Source organism: Rhizobium sp. SG741 (assembly GCF_012275435.1).
GTDB lineage: Bacteria > Pseudomonadota > Alphaproteobacteria > Rhizobiales > Rhizobiaceae > Rhizobium > Rhizobium lusitanum.
The window spans coordinates 59441-76727 of sequence record NZ_JAAZQP010000010.1 but is presented as its reverse complement, the minus strand read 5'-3'; the positions used below and the strand labels follow the sequence as shown (position 1 = coordinate 76727).

Annotated in this window: 15 protein-coding genes; 3 read left to right on the top strand and 12 right to left on the bottom strand. The window is 60.1% G+C overall.

The window, feature by feature from the left end:
* Window position 1: 1 nt before the first annotated feature.
* Window positions 2-313: an AzlD family protein gene (locus FHT29_RS23605; protein ID WP_037202703.1), complete on the top strand. Its 312-nt coding sequence runs from the start codon at window positions 2-4 to the stop codon at window positions 311-313.
* A 51-nt stretch (window positions 314-364) separates the two neighbouring features.
* Here FHT29_RS23605 and FHT29_RS23600 read toward each other — a convergent pair whose 3' ends face one another.
* From FHT29_RS23600 to FHT29_RS23585, 4 genes are all read right to left on the bottom strand, one after another.
* On the bottom strand, window positions 365-2200 hold the full coding sequence (locus FHT29_RS23600; RefSeq protein WP_168600199.1) for an aminopeptidase P family protein: 1836 nt from the start codon (window positions 2198-2200) through the stop codon (window positions 365-367).
* A 685-nt stretch (window positions 2201-2885) separates the two neighbouring features.
* Entirely contained in the window at window positions 2886-3764 is an 879-nt protein-coding gene (locus tag FHT29_RS23595; RefSeq protein ID WP_168600198.1) for a 50S ribosomal protein L11 methyltransferase, read from the bottom strand.
* A gap of 20 nt (window positions 3765-3784) precedes the next feature.
* A complete protein-coding gene (locus FHT29_RS23590) occupies window positions 3785-4933 on the bottom strand; it encodes an NAD(P)/FAD-dependent oxidoreductase (protein ID WP_168600197.1) in 1149 nt (382 codons plus the stop codon).
* Window positions 4934-4941: 8 nt separating this feature from the next.
* Window positions 4942-5544: an SCO family protein gene (locus FHT29_RS23585; RefSeq protein WP_168600196.1), complete on the bottom strand. Its 603-nt coding sequence runs from the start codon at window positions 5542-5544 to the stop codon at window positions 4942-4944.
* A 456-nt stretch (window positions 5545-6000) separates the two neighbouring features.
* Between FHT29_RS23585 and FHT29_RS23580 the strand changes: the two genes are divergently transcribed.
* Window positions 6001-6465: a chemotaxis protein CheW gene (locus FHT29_RS23580; RefSeq protein ID WP_034504287.1), complete on the top strand. Its 465-nt coding sequence runs from the start codon at window positions 6001-6003 to the stop codon at window positions 6463-6465.
* 265 nt (window positions 6466-6730) lie between these two features.
* Here FHT29_RS23580 and FHT29_RS23575 read toward each other — a convergent pair whose 3' ends face one another.
* The 3 genes from FHT29_RS23575 to FHT29_RS23565 all read right to left on the bottom strand — a co-directional run bounded on the left by FHT29_RS23575 (window position 6731) and on the right by FHT29_RS23565 (window position 8227).
* Entirely contained in the window at window positions 6731-7225 is a 495-nt protein-coding gene (locus FHT29_RS23575) for a CreA family protein (protein WP_037202707.1), read from the bottom strand.
* A gap of 196 nt (window positions 7226-7421) precedes the next feature.
* Window positions 7422-7865: an SRPBCC family protein gene (locus FHT29_RS23570; RefSeq protein ID WP_037202708.1), complete on the bottom strand. Its 444-nt coding sequence runs from the start codon at window positions 7863-7865 to the stop codon at window positions 7422-7424.
* Between the two features lie 38 nt (window positions 7866-7903).
* Complete coding sequence (locus FHT29_RS23565; protein WP_047558067.1) at window positions 7904-8227, bottom strand: metalloregulator ArsR/SmtB family transcription factor; 324 nt, start codon at window positions 8225-8227, stop codon at window positions 7904-7906.
* Window positions 8228-8550: 323 nt separating this feature from the next.
* Between FHT29_RS23565 and FHT29_RS23560 the strand changes: the two genes are divergently transcribed.
* Window positions 8551-9087: a GNAT family N-acetyltransferase gene (locus FHT29_RS23560; RefSeq protein ID WP_047558068.1), complete on the top strand. Its 537-nt coding sequence runs from the start codon at window positions 8551-8553 to the stop codon at window positions 9085-9087.
* Window positions 9088-9123: 36 nt separating this feature from the next.
* Here the strand turns inward: FHT29_RS23560 and ligA are convergent, their stop codons facing one another.
* From ligA to ftsZ, 5 genes are all read right to left on the bottom strand, one after another.
* Window positions 9124-11277 carry an NAD-dependent DNA ligase LigA gene (ligA, locus tag FHT29_RS23555; RefSeq protein ID WP_168600195.1) on the bottom strand — a complete coding sequence of 718 codons (2154 nt, stop codon included), beginning with the start codon at window positions 11275-11277 and terminating at the stop codon, window positions 9124-9126.
* 130 nt (window positions 11278-11407) lie between these two features.
* On the bottom strand, window positions 11408-13081 hold the full coding sequence (recN, locus tag FHT29_RS23550) for a DNA repair protein RecN (RefSeq protein ID WP_037202712.1): 1674 nt from the start codon (window positions 13079-13081) through the stop codon (window positions 11408-11410).
* 12 nt (window positions 13082-13093) lie between these two features.
* Window positions 13094-13963, bottom strand: a complete 870-nt coding sequence (locus tag FHT29_RS23545; protein WP_173410968.1) for an outer membrane protein assembly factor BamD — start codon at window positions 13961-13963, stop codon at window positions 13094-13096.
* Window positions 13964-14248: 285 nt separating this feature from the next.
* A complete protein-coding gene (gene lpxC / locus FHT29_RS23540; protein ID WP_047558072.1) occupies window positions 14249-15205 on the bottom strand; it encodes a UDP-3-O-acyl-N-acetylglucosamine deacetylase in 957 nt (318 codons plus the stop codon).
* A 330-nt stretch (window positions 15206-15535) separates the two neighbouring features.
* Window positions 15536-17254 carry a cell division protein FtsZ gene (ftsZ, locus tag FHT29_RS23535; protein ID WP_047558074.1) on the bottom strand — a complete coding sequence of 573 codons (1719 nt, stop codon included), beginning with the start codon at window positions 17252-17254 and terminating at the stop codon, window positions 15536-15538.
* Window positions 17255-17287 lie beyond the last annotated feature (33 nt).

Here is a 17287-nt window from a genome sequence, read left to right as displayed (position 1 = left end):
CATGCTCGACTTCAATTCGCATATGGTCCTGCTGATCCTGGCTGCAGCCGTGGTGACCTTCCTGACGCGCATCGGCGGCTACATCCTCATCGTCAAGATGACCCGCATCCCGCCGCGCGTCGAGGCGGCGCTGAATGCGGTGCCCGCTGCAGTGCTGACGACCCTCGTCGCACCGGCCTTCTTCATCGGCGGCTGGGATACAAGGGTGGCACTATTCGCGGCCCTTCTGGTGGGCTTGCGCTATCCGCCAACATTCATGTTGATCGTAGGCTGGATCGTCGTGATGGCCTGGCGGCATTTCATCGGCGCTTGAAATGCCCGCAGCCGATCCCGCCCCTCAAACGAGAGGCGGGATGGCATGGTCTCAATGGCTGAGTTCGAGCGTCGCGTTCTCCAGCCAGGCCCGGATATCCGCATCATGGATCAGCGGCATCAGCGCTTCACGAGTCTTGGTATGATAGTCGTTCAGCCAATGCAGCTCTTCATGCGTCAGCAGTTCCACAAGGACCAGGCTGCGGTCGATCGGGCAGAAGGTCAGCGTCTCGAAACCCAGCATCGGCATATCACCGCCTTCGATCTCCTCCGGATCGCGAATGTAGATCAGGTTTTCGATGCGGATGCCGAAATGGCCGGGGCGGTAGTAGCCGGGCTCGTTCGAGAGAATCATGCCGGGCAACAGTTCCTGCGTCGATAGCCGCGAGATGCGCTGCGGCCCCTCATGCACCGAGAGATAGGAACCGACGCCATGGCCGGTGCCGTGGGCAAAATCGACGCCGGCTTTCCAGAGCGCGATGCGCGCCAGCGGGTCGAGATCGCAGCCGCGCGTGCCCTTCGGGAAGCGCGCCGTGCTGATGGCGATCATTCCCTTCAATACCAGCGTGAAGAGGCGCCTCTGTTCTTCGGGGACGGTGCCGACGCCGACCGTGCGGGTAATATCGGTGGTGCCGTTGATATACTGCGCGCCTGAATCGATCAGGAACAGCTCGCCGGCCTGGATCAGCCGGTCGCTCGCCGTCGTGACGCGATAATGCATGATCGCGGCATGCTCGCCGGCGCCCGAGATCGTATCGAAGGAAATGTCCTTCAGCGGGTTCTGCATGCTTTCGCCGACACGGGCGCGGCAGGCTTCCAGCCGTTCGGCGGCAGCAATTTCCGTCAGGGTGCCCGGCTTGGTGGTTTCCAGCCAGTAGAGGAATTCCACCATGGCGGCGCCGTCCTGCAGATGGGCTGCCGCGGATCCGTTGATCTCAGCGGCATTCTTGCAGGCGCGCGGCAGCTTGGCGGGATCATTCCCCTCGACGACCTCGCCACCCTCGCGGCGGATGATATCGGTGAGCGCATAGGAAGCGAGGTCCGGATCGACCAGGATGCGCCCACCATTCGCAGCCGCGAGAGCCAGCCGCTTCGCGAGGTCGAACGGCGGCAGCTGCTTGCAGATCTGCGCCAGGTAGGCCTCGGCCTCGACCTTGGTCTTGCGCTTGTCGAGGAAGAGCTCGGCCTCGGCCTCGGCATAGATGATGGCGCGTGCCAGCGGATGCGGTGTGTGCGGCACGTCGCTGCCGCGAATGTTGAAGATCCAGGCAACCGAGGACGGATCCGTGATCAAGGCCGCCTTGAGGTTCTTTTCCTTCAGACTGGCTGCGATCGTCGCCAGCTTGTCTCTCGCCAATATGCCTGCCTGGCCAATATCCTGAATGATGACGCCGCCGAGCGGTTCGTCGGGCCGGTCGCTCCAGAGCCGGTCCAGCGGATTGTGGGGCAGGAAAACCAACTTGCCGTCGATTTCGCCCAGCGCCTTCTCCAGCCGCCGCACTTCGGCGCCCGTATGCAGCCACGGATCGATGCCGAGCCGGAATCCCTTCTTTGCATTGCGCGGCAGCCAGACATGCGGCGGCTCGTTCACCAGGTCGCCGCCGGTAAAGACGGTGCGATCCACCTGCTCGGCGAGCTGCGTCACATAACGACCGTCCACGAAAACCACGGCTTGGCTGTGTGTCACAAGCGCAACACCCGCCGACCCAGTGAAGCCTGTGAGCCATGCCAGACGCTCCGAGCATCTGGGCACGTACTCGCCTTGATACTCATCGGCACGAGGCACGAGGAAGCCGTCAATGCCGAGATCGCCGAAGGCGTTGCGCAATCCGGCGACACGTTCGCGGCCGAATTGCGGGGTGGAGGTGACGTCGAAAGACTGAAACATGGCTTGATCCGAGACTGATGGGAATCCGTGAAACTGAGTGCTGCCAGTATGTTAGAGCATGATTGTCGGAAGTGCGACGTGATTTTCGGCTGCGGGCGAAAACTGTCGGCTGGGCGGCAAATCGAGCCCGCAGCATCGCAGGTCTCGAACCTGGCCGTTAACGAATCCGCCCATTTCATGAGCATCGCTGGTCAATTATGACATCTTCACGGCATGCAATATGCATATGACGCATGGCTCCCATGAGGCGTACCCCCTGCCACGCAAGCGGGCGAGTCGCTATATCCAGCGCATCGAACGGGGCTCACAACGAGCCCAACCAAAAAGGACTAAAAACAATGCCTATCTCCCGCTCTGCATATGTTAGCCCGGCGCTGGCTGGCGAGCGTCGCACCGTACGCCACTCCGTCGGCTCGCTTCGTCAGCTTGAAGTCGAAACGTCCAGGGCAATCGGCACAAGCCGTGGCGATCGCCACTAAGAGTTCATGAGCTACGCGTTCTAATTCGGTCGTGGTCCGGTTCTCCTCCTCCCTCCCCGGATCATGATCAGAACGGTAGAGCCCGCTTGAGCACTCCTCCACACGCTCGCGGGTAAGATCGGTCTAGGCCGATCCAAGGCGGTGCCTCGGCACCGCCTTTTTTTATTTTCTCTCGTCGGAAACAGGATTACGGAAAAGCGACCGGCTCAAGGCCGGTCGAGATGGATGGTGACCCAGCCGTTGCGCCAGATGGTGCGCACATGGCGCAGCTTCGCACCATTATAAGCAGCAAGAACCTTCCAGCGCTGTTCGGCGAGAATGCCGGAAAGAACGACCGAGCCGCCCGGCGCCAGATGGGCCACAAGTTGCGGCGCCATCTTGATCAGCGGACGCGCAAGAATATTGGCGATGATCAGATCGAACGGCCCATGACGCGAAAAGGCCGTGGAATGAAAGCCCGGCGCAGTCTCGAGCGCGATGCCTGAGGAAATGCCGTTGCGGCGCACATTTTCGCGCGCGACGCGCACGGCGACCGGATCGATGTCGGTGGCAAGAACCGGAATATTGCGCAGCTTGCGCACCCCGATCGCCAGCACGCCGCTGCCGGTGCCTAGGTCGAGCGCATTGCGCACACGCCGGCTGGCGAGAACCTTCTCGATCGTCTCCAGGCAACCCGCCGTGGTGCCGTGATGGCCGGTACCAAACGCTTGGCCGGCATCGATCTCGATGGCGATGTCGCTCGAGCCAATCTTGTCGCGGTCGTGCGAACCATGCACCAGAAAGCGCCCGGCGCGAACCGGCTTCAATCCCTCCAGCGACTTGGCGATCCAATCGACATCAGGAATGATTTCCTTTTCGACGGCAAGCTCGGGAAAGGCCGGCTTCAGCAAGGCGGCAAAGCGAGCGCGCACGTCGTCTTCGTCATCCGCGTAGAGATAGATCGAGGTTTCCCAGATGTCTCTCTTCTCGTCGATCTCGCTGGTAGCTATCGGCAACTCTTCGTCTTCGAACACCGGCGTCATCAGATCGAGAATCTGCTCTGCCTTCTTCTCGGTCGTCGTCACATAAAGGCGGATTTCACTCAACTCGTCGCTCTTTCTCGTTCTTACTCGGCCCAATCGATCCAAGGCGGCTTTGGCGTATCGTAACCGGCTACACTCCGAAGCAGGGCCAGCCGGGCCGGGCCGAATCGCAAGAGTAGCGGTGCCAACAGATTGCGCGCCTCAATGGCCAGCGGATTTGTCATGGTGATCAGTCGCGTCAGGCCATAGGTCTGCTTCAACACCTGCTTCACGGCGGGAATTCTCAGCGCCGAATACTCCTGTTCTCGCCCTTCCGCAATGAGCCAGGCAAGCCAGCAGGCATCTTCGATGCCGAGGTTCATGCCGCGCGCGCCTGCTGGCGAATGGATGTGGGCAGCATCACCGGCCAGAAACACATTGCCCTTCGCCATCGGCTCGACATGGCGAAAGTGAATGCGGAACTGCGAGGCCCAGGTCTTCTCGGCAACCTTGGCCGGATGAACGATGCGGCTTTCGAAACCCTCCAGCGTCGAAATATAGCGTATGACATCGGCAGCGACGGGCAGGCGTCCGATCATGCCTGGATCGAAGAGCGAGATCTCGGCGACATGCGTATCGACCGGATCTTCGTAGCGGAAATCCGCGAGATAGAAATAGGCCTCTAACGCCTCCCCGGGGAAACCGGCACTCAGCGCCTTGCGCACGACAGAATGCGCACCATCGGCACCGACGAGGATATCCGGCCGAACCGTTTCCATCGCGCCGTCGGCATGCCTGAGCGTAACCTCCGGCTTCCTCAAATCGGCCACCTCGCCCGCGACAACAGCCGTTTGCCATTCCGGCGCAATGCCGTGGGCCGAAAGCGCCTCGATCAGCAAGCGTTCGGTGCGGCCCTGCGCTAAAGCATGAACGGCGCTGAAACGACCGTTCACCTGCCGGGTATCCAGCTCGATGAGAGTTTTCTCTCCCGAACGAACACGAAAATGTTCGATGGGTTGAGCGGTGGCGATGATGCGTTCACCGACGCCGCAGGCGGAAAGCAGCGTCAGCGTGCGTGCATTGACACCAAGAGCTCGGCTCTCCTCGGCGGGTGTCGGGCCAGTGCCGTCATCGATGATGCGCGGCGCGAAGCCGCGTCGGGCAAGCTCAAGCGCGGCGGTTAAGCCGACAGGCCCCGCCCCCGCAATCAGGATGGATCTGGATTTCGCTTGGCCGCCAACCCCGTCGCCCATCTTGGCCCCTATCCCTTCTTGATCAGGTTCTCCAGCTTCTTCACCGCCACGTCCGGATCCTCCTGGTAGGCAATGGTTCCGGCAAAACCGCCGGCCGAATCCAGCAGGAAAACCGAGGCGGTGTGATCCATGGTATAATCGCCGTTCGGTTGCTTTTCGTCCACCGGCACCTTCTTGGCATAGACACGGAACCCCTTGACCATGTCCATCACCTTCGAGGGATCGCCCGAAATGCCGGTAATCCGCTTGGATACGTTGGAAACATACTGGTCCATGATTTGAGGCGTATCGCGCTCGGGATCGACAGTCACGAAATAGGCATTGAGCTTGGTGCCATCGGGATCGATCTTCTGCAGCCAACCGTCCAGTTCGAACAGGGTCGTCGGGCAGACATCCGGGCAATGCGTGTAGCCGAAGAACACGGCCGAAGGCTTACCGCGAAACGCTTGATCGCTGATTGGCTGTCCGCTCTGCGAGACGAGCGTGAAAGGCACGCCGTAAGGCCCCGCCGCTGCCGCCTCCGGCGCCCTTCCATTTCCGAAGCTCAGCCAGCCCAATATCCCGGCCACGATCAACACGGCCACCCAGACACCAATTCGCACGCTTTTCATGACTGCAATTCCTTGATCGGCCCCACCGTCCATCCCGCCTGAAAAATGCCGAAGGACGGTCCTCCAGCCGGTGTAACGGCTCGTCGTGGAGGACGCAATTCAACAAGACGTTTTGACGGAGCCGAAATCGTCGCAGCAGGGGGCCGCTAAGCCTCAAGCGTCCTCCGGCTCTTCCTTGCCGTTTCGGGCAGACCGAGGCGAAATCTGCCTGTGTGTTAAACCAATCCTAACCTGTCCGCGCCAACATCAACAATAAAAGCAAGACTCGACTTCGCCGGCCGCAGGCAAAGCGCGGCAGACCGATTTCTTTCAGAAGGGCATGACGCCCGCCGGATCAGCCAGGCGTTTTCCGCCGAAGCCACCGGATGCTGCCGCTGCACAAGCCGCTCCAGCCGATCCCTCTTTTTCAATCGCTAGCGTCGCGTGCCGCCGACGCCAAACGGGAAGTCCTCAATCATGACGAACGCCATCAAACAATCGGGCGCCTACCTGGAAATCGTCTCCTTCCATCTCGGCGATCAGGAGTTTTGCATCGATATCATGGCCATCCGCGAAATCCGCGGATGGGCGCCGGTAACGCCCATGCCTCATACGCCGCCTTACGTGCTCGGTCTCATCAACCTGCGCGGTGCCGTCATCCCCGTCATCGACATGGCCTGCCGCCTCGGTATGAAAATGACCGAGCCATCCGAGCGCTCGGCGATCATCGTCACCGACATAGCCGGAAAACTCGTTGGCCTCCTCGTCGAACAGGTATCCGACATGATGACCATCAAGAGCGAAGATCTGCAGCCGGCGCCGGAGATCATCCCGGAAACACAGCGCGCCTTCTGCCGCGGTATCGTGGCGCTGGAAAAGAGCATGGTCTGCTTCCTCAACCTCGATACCATCATCGCCGATCAACTGGCGCAGGCAGCCTGATCTCAACACATTGCCGCAAAAGAGAATCGCCCTGGGGCCAAGGCTCCAGGGCGATCGTTTTTGTTCGACCGACGTTGGCAGGGGTGTAGCCAATGCGCCAGCCATGCAGGCCGTGAACAGACGGAAGCATCGCTTCACTGTTCGTCTTCAAAATTGCATCAAAAAGATGCAATCCGAAAGCAACTAGAAGGAATTCGACAACCAAAGAGTATGACTTTTTTTGGTAATAGCCCTCTAACGGTTGTCGATGTGGTATCCTGATAGCTTATTTGGGTTTCCCGTTCTTCCAGCTAACGTTCTGACCGAACAGCGGTATTGTCGAAATCGCCATCTTGGCCGAGCCGTCCGTCAATTGCCGCGAATGGATGAGATAGACCAGCGTATCGTTCTTCTTGTCGTAGATTCGGGTCACGACCAGCTTCTTCCAGATAAGCGACAATCCGGCGCGAAACACTTCCTCGCCACTCTGGGACAGATTGATATCGCCGATCTCGATCGGGCCGGTCTGACGGCAGGCGATGGAGTTGTTGGAAGGATCCTCGAACCAGTTGCCCTTGCGCAATCGATCTATGACGCTGCGGTCGAAATAGGTGACGTGGCAGGTGACACCGGAGACCCCCGGATCAGACACGGCATCGACCAGAATATCATTGCCTGTCCAATCCACTCCCACCTTGCCGACGACTTCGGCAGAGGCGGAAACAGGAGCCAAAGCCAGGAAAGACGCGGCAATGGCGGCACAGAATTTCGGTGAACTCATCGGTCATCCTCCAATATCAGCCGCGGAGCTAGAGCGGCATCGCTAAGGTAAGAGTGCCGGTGAGCTATGCAAGAGAAGGCCGCTAATGCCGCTGCCTACGAACGACCGCTCAGCGATGGGCGCCGACGGCAGCTCCCATCGCGAGACGCCATCGCCAGGGCGACAGCGCCTCAAACCACGTCGAGAGCATTTGGCTTCATTTGCTTTCGATCGCGACCCCGCCCGTCTCCAACAGTGACTTGAGGTTGGACAATATCTTCGGCCAACCACCGGAGACCGCCTCGATGAACTTGGAATTCTCAAGCTCGATCGTATGGGTGACCGTCAGTTTCACCGCACCGTCGGCCGGCTCAAGCTCCATCACGCAGCGCGACCAGCCCTCGGCTTTCAGCTCCGGCCTGAACTCGTTGCGCCATCTGATGGCAAGACGTCGTGGCGGCTCGAACTCCGCGATTTCGCCCATATCGGCGATACGGCCATCGGGAAAGAGCATCTTCCATGGCGAGCCGACCTTCCAGTCGGTCTCGTGCGTCATGTCGAACCAATACTGCCTGATGAATTCGGGCGTGGTAAGCGCCGACCAGAGTTTCTCCGGCGCAGTGCGGATGAAGGTGACGTAGACGAACTTGCTTCCAGTCATGCCATTTCTCCTTGTTTCAATAGTCGTGCTTGTTGGGGCTATTGGCCGCCCTCGCCTTCGAGCGCCTTCTTCAAGGCCGAAAGCGTACTCAACTGCCGATGCTCGAACTTGTTGATCCAGCGCTCGGCGATCTCATTGATCGGCAGAGGATTGATAAAATGCAGCTTCTCCCGACCCTGCTTTTCGGAGGACACCAGATTGGCTTCCTCCAGAATGGCGAGGTGCTTTGCCACCGCCTGGCGGGTCATCCGCAGATCCTCGCAAAGCGCGCTCAATGTCTGGCCGTTGCGATCATAGAGTTGATCCAGCAACTGTCGCCTGCTTGCATCCGCCAAGGCCTTGAAGACCGCGTCATCATTCATATCAATACGGAACCATTTGGTTGCCTCTTTTGATCTTATAGGCAACCAAATAGTTGCCTGTCAAGCAATCTTTGAGAGAACGCGCTGTCGTAGTCGGGGATCGCAGAAATGATGGGGGTCGATTGACAATGACGCTTTCGCATCGGATCATTCGCCTCATGATCGCAAACCGCACCACCACGATGCATCTTATCACCACCTCACCCCTTGCAGGGCGAGTGGAAGCTGTGTTGCGCTGAGCGAACCGCGATCCATTTCAACCCTGCCGAGGCGAGCAGGGTTGAAATGGTCCTTGCTCTCCTCCCTTATCCCAAGGAGAGCCCATGAATTCCGAACAGGCAGAACCAAGCGAACGACGATCCGGCAAAATCGGACCCGTCGAGATTCGTGCAGCGCGTCCGTCCGATGCCGAAGCGATCACATCGATCGCCAACCTCTCCGGCTTTCGCGTCGGCACGCTGCGCCTGCCCTTCCAAAGCATCGAGGAGACGCAGCAGTGGCTGGATAAGCCTGCGCCTGGTGCGATCAACCTTGTGGCTGTGCTTGACGGACAGATCGTCGGCAATGCCGGCCTCCGCCGCCTCACAGGTCGGCGGATTCACGTTGGGCAAATCGGCATGGGCGTGCATGACGATTTTACAGGCCGCGGCGTCGGCTCCGCACTCCTCGCAGCCCTCATCGATACCGCCGACAACTGGCTGGCGATCAAGCGCGTGGAGTTGACTGTCTATGTCGACAACGCACCGGCGATCCGGCTCTATGAGAAGTTCGGATTCGAAACCGAAGGGCGGCTCAGAGCCTTCGCATTCCGCAATGGCGAATATGTCGACGCTTTCACCATGGCACGTCGGAAACTTTGAAAAATTCTGGCGGCGGATGCAGTACCGCCGCCATCCTCACCCACCGATAAGGTCGAGCCATTCGTCCTCAGTCATGACCTGGACGTCGAATTCCCGCGCCTTGTCGAGCTTCGAGCCTGCGCCCGGCCCTGCCACCACGATATCGGTCTTCTTTGAAACCGAGCCGGAAACCTTGGCTCCCAGGCTCTCGGCCTTGGCTTTCGCCTCGTCGCGGGTGAACTTTTCCAGCGATCCGGTGAAGACAACGGTCTTGCCGGCGACGGGGCTGCCTGAAGTCACCGGCTGCTCGGCCTCCTGAGGCTGCACCTCTTTGAGCAAGCTCGCGATCACCTCGGTATTTCGAGGCTCCTTGTAGAATTCGACGATCGCGCGCGCTACCACTTCGCCGATGCCTTCAATATTGTTGAGATCGTTCCACGCGTCGCCCGCAAGCGGGACCGCTTCCTTCATCGCCATCTCGAAGGCTTCGTAGGTGCCATAAGAGCGTGCAAGCAGCTTCGCCGTCGTCTCGCCGACATGGCGGATGCCGAGCGCGAAGATGAAGCGATGGAGCGCAATCTGGCGCCGTTCGTTGATCGCGGCGTAAAGTTTGCCAACGCTGACCTTACCGAAGCCGTCGATGTTCTCCAGCTTGGTAAGCGACGACTGCTGACGCCTTTCCAGGGTGAAGATGTCAGGCGCAGTCTTTATCTGCAGCGCCGGGTCATCGCTCGCAAAGAAGAAGTCGATCTGCTTCGAACCCAGTCCTTCGATGTCGTAGGCATTGCGCGAGACGAAATGCTTGAGATGCTCGGTCGCCTGCGCGCGGCAGATGAAGCCGCCGGTGCAACGGGTCACGGCATCGACCTTGCCGGTCTTTTCGTTGATATCGCGCACGGCATGGCTGCCGCAGACCGGGCATACCCTAGGGAATTCGTAAGGCACGCTCGACGCTTCACGCTTTTCCAACACGACGTCGACGATCTGTGGAATGACATCGCCTGCCCGCTGCACGATCACCATGTCGCCGACACGAATATCGCGGCCGTCGCGGATCGGCTCGCCCTTGTTGCCGATACCCCTGATGTAATCGGCATTGTGCAGCGTCGCATTGGTGACGACCACGCCGCCGACGGTGATCGGCTCCAGCCGCGCGACCGGCGTCAGCGCGCCGGTACGGCCGACCTGGATGTCGATATCGATCAGATGTGTGAACGCCTGCTCCGCAGGGAATTTATGCGCCGTCGCCCAGCGCGGTGAGCGCGAACGGAAGCCGAGGCGAACCTGCAGTTCCAGGCTGTCGACCTTGTAGACGACGCCATCGATGTCATAATCGAGATCGGGCCGCTGCAGGCCGATCTCCTGATAGTGGCCGAGAATGTCGTTGACGGAATTCAGCCGCTCTATCAGCGGATTGACCGGGAAACCCCATGTCTTGAAGGTCTGCACCATGCCGAACTGCGTATCGGCCGGCATGTCCGACATCTCGCCCCAGGCGTAGGCGAAGAATTTCAGCTTGCGGCTTGCCGTTACCCTCGCGTCGAGCTGGCGAAGCGAACCTGCAGCGGTGTTGCGCGGGTTGACGTAGGTCTGTTTGCCCTCCGCCTCCATCTGGGCGTTGAGCGCCAGGAAATCGCTCTTGGCCATATAGACCTCGCCACGCACCTCAACGACCGCAGGCGCGCCCGCTGGCAGGGTCTGGGGAATTTCCTTGATGGTTCTGATGTTGGCGGTGACATTCTCGCCGGTCGTACCGTCGCCGCGTGTAGCAGCACTGACCATTCGCCCGTTCTCGTAGCGGATCGACATCGAAAGGCCGTCAATCTTCGGCTCGGCTGTAAAGGCGATCGAGTTGTCGGGCAAACGGCCGAGGAAGCGGTAAACGCTCGCCACAAAATCCGCCACGTCCTCCTGCGAAAACGTATTGTCGAGCGACAGCATCGGTCTTGCATGCACGACGGGAGCAAAGGTTTCCGAGGGTGCGGCACCAACCCGCCGCGAAGGGCTGTCGGCTCGAATGAGCTCCGGAAACCGCGCCTCGATGGCATCGTTGCGCCGCTTCAGCGCATCGTAGTCCGCATCCGAGATCTCCGGCGCATCCTTGCTGTGATAAAGCGCATCGTTGCGCGCGATCTCCGCGGCCAGATAGGCGAGCGCGGCGGCCGCTTCCTCTTCGGTCAAATCCTCGACGGGCTTCTGTTCGGTGCTCATGAATCGACACTCCCCGATTTCGGAGATGTTTTAGAGCACTTCGAGAAAAAGTGCGAAGCGGTTTTCCGTCCCGAATGCGCAAAAACAAGGAGAAAAATCGGGCAATGGGACGAGGGCTGGAGTGCAGGGATCAGCCGTTGCCTGCCAGCAGCCGCTTTGCAGCCGCCCTCGCCTCTTCGGTCACCGATGCGCCTGCTAGCATGCGGGCGATTTCCTCGGTGCGGTCTTTCGGCGCCATGGTGGCAACCCGCGTGGAGATTTTTTCCGAGCCATCCGCAACGGGGCCTTTGGAGATCAGCAGATGAGTCGCAGCGCGTGCCGCGACCTGCGGCGCATGGGTGACGGAAAGTACCTGCACGCGATCGGACAGGCGCTTAAGCCGCTGGCCGATGGCATCCGCCACCGCACCGCCGACGCCGGTATCGATTTCGTCGAAAACAAGGGTCGGCGCGGAACCTCGATCGGCCAACGCCACCTTCAGCGCCAAGAGGAAACGCGACAGCTCGCCGCCGGAAGCGACCTTGGTGATCGGGCCTGGCCGCGTGCCCGGGTTGGTCTGCACATGGAATTCGACGACATCTATGCCATCGGCCGTCGCCGCTTCCGAATCGCTGGTGATTTCAACCATGAACCGCGCCCGTTCAAGCTTCAGCGCCGGCAACTCCGCCATCACGGCGGCGGCAAGCGCTTCACCGGCATGGTGGCGCTTATCGGAGAGGCTGCGGGCGGCCGCATCATATTCCGCCTTGGCAACGGCAAGCTCGCCAGCCAAACGCGCCAGTCTTTCCTCCCCGGCATCCACATCGGCAAGATCGGAGATCATCCGAACGGCCAGTGCCGGAAGCTCGGTCACCGGCACCGAATATTTGCGCGAGGCTCCGCGGAGCGCAAATAGACGCTCCTCGACCCGCTCCAGTTCCCGCGGATCGTATTCCGTCTTGCGGAGCGCGGCCTCGACTTCCATTTGCGCGTTGGAGAGCTGGTCCAGCGCCGCATCGAGCAGCGCTACGGTGTCTTCCAGCAAGCCTGGCGCCTCGTGGCTCTTGCGCTCCAGCCGGCGCACCAGCGAGGCAATGTGCGGCACGGGAGAAGCATTGCCGTTGAGGAATTCGGAGGCTTCAGCGATGTCGCCGGCGATGCGTTCGGCCTTCATCATCCGCGAGCGGCGCTCGGCCAGATCATCCTCCTCGCCATCCTGCGGCGATAGCTTCTCCAGCTCTTCGACGGAAGCGCGCAGATAGTCCGCCTCACGCGCGGCGCTCTCTACCTGTTCCCTGTGCTTTCGCAATGTCCGGTCGGTATCGCGCCAGACCTTATGAAGCCTGCCGACCCCTTGCGCTTCCTCGGCAAGACCGGCAAAGGCGTCAAGCAGCATGCGATGCGCATCCGTATCGACAAGCGCACGGTCGTCGTGCTGCCCATGAATTTCGACGAGAAGCTGACCCACCTGGCGCATGAGCTGAACGCTGAGCGCCTGATCATTGACGAAGGCCTTGGTGCGGCCGTCTGCGGACTGGATACGGCGAAAGATCAGGTCGCCGTCGTCGTCGATACCATTGTCGCGCAGCAACTTGCGGGCCGCGTGCTGCGTACCGACATCGAAGACCGCGGTCACCTGGCCACGATCCTCTCCATGACGCACGAGACCGCCATCGCCGCGCCCACCTAGGGCCAGCGACAGGCTGTCAAGCAGGATGGATTTGCCCGCGCCCGTTTCGCCTGTCAAAACCGAGAGCCCGGACTCGAAGGCAAGATCCAGCCGCTCGATCAGGACGATATCGCGGATCGAAAGCTGGATCAGCATCTGCGCTCAATCTCACGTCCCAAGTATAAGTTTCTTGCCCGCTCTGGAAATCCAGGAACCAGTGTTTTCGCTCGGCTCGACGCCGCCGCTCTTCAGCAGCTTATATGAGTCGGCATACCAGCGGCTATCCGGATAATTGTGGCCGAGAACAGCTGCTGCCGTCTGCGCCTCGGGAACGATGCCCATGGCGTAATAAGCTTCGACCAGGCGCGCCAGAGCTTCCTCGATCTGATTCGTAGTTGGATACTGCTCGATGACCACGCGGAAGCGAGCGATCGCGGCAAGATAATCCTTGCGCTCGAGATAGTAGCGCCCGATCTGCATTTCCTTGCCGGCGAGCTGGTCGCGGGCAAAGCGAATCTTCTCCTGCGCGTCGCTGACATACTGCGATTTCGGATAGTTGTTGACGAGTTTGGTCATCGCCTCCATCGTCTGCTGCGCGGCGCGCTGATCCTGGGTCACGTTGACAATCTGCTTGGCGTAGGACGAACCGACGAGATACTGGACGTAGTCAGCATCCTCGGAGCCGGGATATTGCTTGAGATAGCTATTGCCTGTCTGCACGGCATCATCATAGCGACCTGTGCGGTACTTCACGAAAGTGCTCATCACCAGCGCCTTGCGCGCCCATTCCGAGAATGGCTGCTGCTGGTTGATGGCATCGAACTTTTTACCGGCCTCCGTCATATTGCCTGCCTTGATGTTGGCAAGGCCCTGATTATAGAGCAGTTCCGGCGGATCGGTCTCGACACCGAGCTTGGTGATGTCGATATCCTTTTTCGTATTACAACCCGTCACCACCGCACCGGTACCAGCGAGGAGAAGCGATACGAGCAAAGCCCGTGTTGTAATCTTCATGCTTTCAGACCTTGCAAAACCCATCGGATCACTGTCCCACTAGCCGTCGTTGCGGAGACGGCATTCTCTCGCTGGCGTTTCTAGCCGCAAAAACACCATCAGGGCAACGCAATGATGATGCATTAACGCATTTTTGTGGCGAAGACCGCATATCAGCGGGCTTAATCACTGTTTTGACTGGGAATTCTTTCGCCGGTCTCCCTGACTTCCATGTCCTGCACCGACTGAAGGCAAACCTCGCGAATCTCCCGCCCAAAAAAAAGCCGCTCCTCATCGGAGCGGCGTCGTTTCCTGTCTAAGGTCTGAAAATCACGCCGACCAGGGCGCGAATTCCGGCGCGTTGACCGGAACGAAATCGCGGCTGTGAGCACGCTGACGCGGCGCCGATGTTTCGACGACATCGTAGGCGCTGGGATCGCTGAGCAATGCCTTCAGAGCATTCGCATTCATACGATGACCGCCGCGATAGGAACGGTAATGACCGATGAACTGCGCACCTGCCATCGCCAGATCGCCAACGGCATCCAACGTCTTGTGGCGAACGAATTCGTCCTTGGCGTAACGCAGACCCTCAACGTTGATGACCGTATCGTCGTCGGAGATGACAACGGAATTTTCCAACGACGAACCCAGCGCGTGACCCGAAGCCCAGAGGCGTTCGACATCGCGCATGAAACCGAAGGTGCGAGCGCGCGACAGTTCGGTCTTGAAGGTCTCGGCGGTCAGGTCGCCTTCCCATTTCTGCCGGCCGATCAGCGGGCATTCGAAATCGATCTCGACCTCGAACCGCGTCCCGTCATAGGGACGGAATTCGCACCAGGAACCGCCAGCCTCGATACGCACCGGCTTGGTAACCCGGATGTAACGGCGCTTGACGCCAAGCGAAACGATACCGACCTGCTCGATGGCCTCGATGAACGGAAAGGAACTGCCGTCCATGATCGGCATTTCAGCGCCCGTAACTTCGATGGCGACGTTGTCGAGACCGACGGCGTAGATAGCCGCCATGACATGCTCCACAGTCGCGACGGAGCGCGACGGCGAGAAGCCGAGCACGGTGCAGAGATCCGTATTGCCAACCTGCGAGGAAACGGCGCGCAGTTCCGTCACGTCGCCATTGTCATGCAGACGCTGGAAAACAATGCCGCTACCAGCCTCGGCTGGATAGAAAGTGATCGACACATCGGCGCCCGAATGAACGCCTATACCCGAAAGTGTCACGGGGTTTGCAATGGTGGTCTGAAAACCCAGCAATCCGATTGCCATATAAGTTCTGCCTTCGTCTATCTGATCCAGGCCGGGCGGTCATCTTCGGACGCTTACCTTATTGCCGGTTCAGTCTGTTAATCATGCTGCGGGCGCCACATACGTTCATCATTGAATGTGATTCCGCAGGCTTGCTTGGTAACTACATACGCGCCGAGGCATCGCATTCCAAATCACTGTTTCTTTCGCTTTGTTACGAAAGCAGTTGTTTGAATTTGCAGGATAATTTCAGATACGACAACGAGTCTGAAATAAGGAAAACCGGGATCTTTCGACCCCGGTTTTCTCAAAGATGGTTAGCAACCTATTAAAAGGCCGCCCAATATTGGCTCAGTTCGACTGACGACGCAGGAAGGCCGGAATTTCGAGCTGATCGTCTTCATGGCTCGTCATGCGTGCCGCCGGAACCTGGCGGCCCTGATCGTCGAGCTGGCCGCGACGCGGTGCGTAGAGGCTCGCTTCCGGCGACGGCGCACGACGCTGCTGCGGAGCGGCAGCGGCCGGAGCCATCATATCGTCGAAAGCAGGATCTTCGTCGCGACGACCAAGCGAATTGGTGATTCGCTTCAGCAGGCCCATGGGACCGCGCTCTTCGGCAGCCTGAGCGGCGACCGGCTGGGCGCGATGTTCCATCTCGGCCTTAACCACCGGCGGGAAGTCTTCCACCTTCGGCATGCGGACCTGCTCGGGAGCCTGACGGATGATCGGCTGCTGCTGCATGACCGGCGCCGGCTGCGGCTGAACCGGAGCCTGACGGACGGGCTGAGCTTCCGGCGCTGCCGCAAAGATGCGGCTCTGCGGACGGAAGTTCTCCTCAGGCGCTGAAGCCTGCGGCATGACCGGCTGCTGCTGAACTTGAGGCTGACGACCCATCTGGATTTCCAGCTCGCGTTCCAGGTCGGCTTCGGCAGCACGAATGGTCTGGGCGACCGGATCGATGGTGCGAGGAGCCGGAGCGGTGTGGGCCTGCGCGACATGGGCAGGCTGAGCTGCGGCCGCTGCCGGGGCGGCGGCCGCGGAAGGACGGATAGCCGGCTTCGCGACCGGGCGGAATTCCATGCCCCTGTCGGCCGCTTCGTTCATCGCACGGTCGATACCCGTTGCAACGACGGAGACGCGGATGATGCCTTCGAGCGATTCGTCGAAGGTGGCGCCGAGGATGATGTTGGCGTCCGGATCGACTTCCTCGCGGATGCGGGTCGCAGCCTCATCGACTTCAAACAGGGTGAGGTCGCGACCACCGGTGATCGAGATCAGCAGGCCCTGTGCGCCCTTCATCGAGGTTTCGTCGAGCAGCGGGTTGGCGATGGCGGCTTCTGCAGCCTGCATCGCGCGGCCCTGGCCGGAAGCCTCGCCGGTACCCATCATGGCGCGGCCCATTTCGCGCATGACCGAGCGGACGTCGGCGAAATCGAGGTTGATGAGACCTTCCTTCACCATCAGATCGGTGATGCAGGCAACGCCCGAATAAAGAACCTGGTCGGCCATCGAGAACGCGTCGGCGAAAGTCGTCTTGTCGTTGGCGATGCGGAACAGATTCTGGTTCGGAATGACGATCAGCGTGTCGACCGACTTCTGCAGTTCCTGGATACCCATTTCAGCAAGCCGCATGCGACGGCCGCCTTCGAAGTGGAACGGCTTGGTGACGACGCCGACGGTCAGGATGCCCTTGTTGCGGGCGGCCTGCGCGACAACAGGCGCTGCACCCGTGCCCGTGCCGCCGCCCATGCCGGCGGTGACGAAGCACATGTGCGTGCCGTTGAGGTGATCGATGATCTCATCGATGCATTCCTCGGCAGCTGCGCGGCCGACTTCCGGCTGCGAACCGGCGCCGAGACCTTCCGTGACGTTGACGCCGAGCTGGATGATTCGCTCGGCCTTCGTCATCGTCAGCGCCTGCGCGTCGGTGTTGGCGACGACGAAATCGACGCCCTGCAAGCCTGCCGTGATCATGTTGTTGACAGCATTGCCGCCGCCGCCGCCGACACCGAACACGGTGATACGCGGCTTAAGCTCGGTGATGTCTGGCTTATGCAGCTTGATAGTCATTGTACCCGTTCCTTCTCTCTATGGCCGCATCGC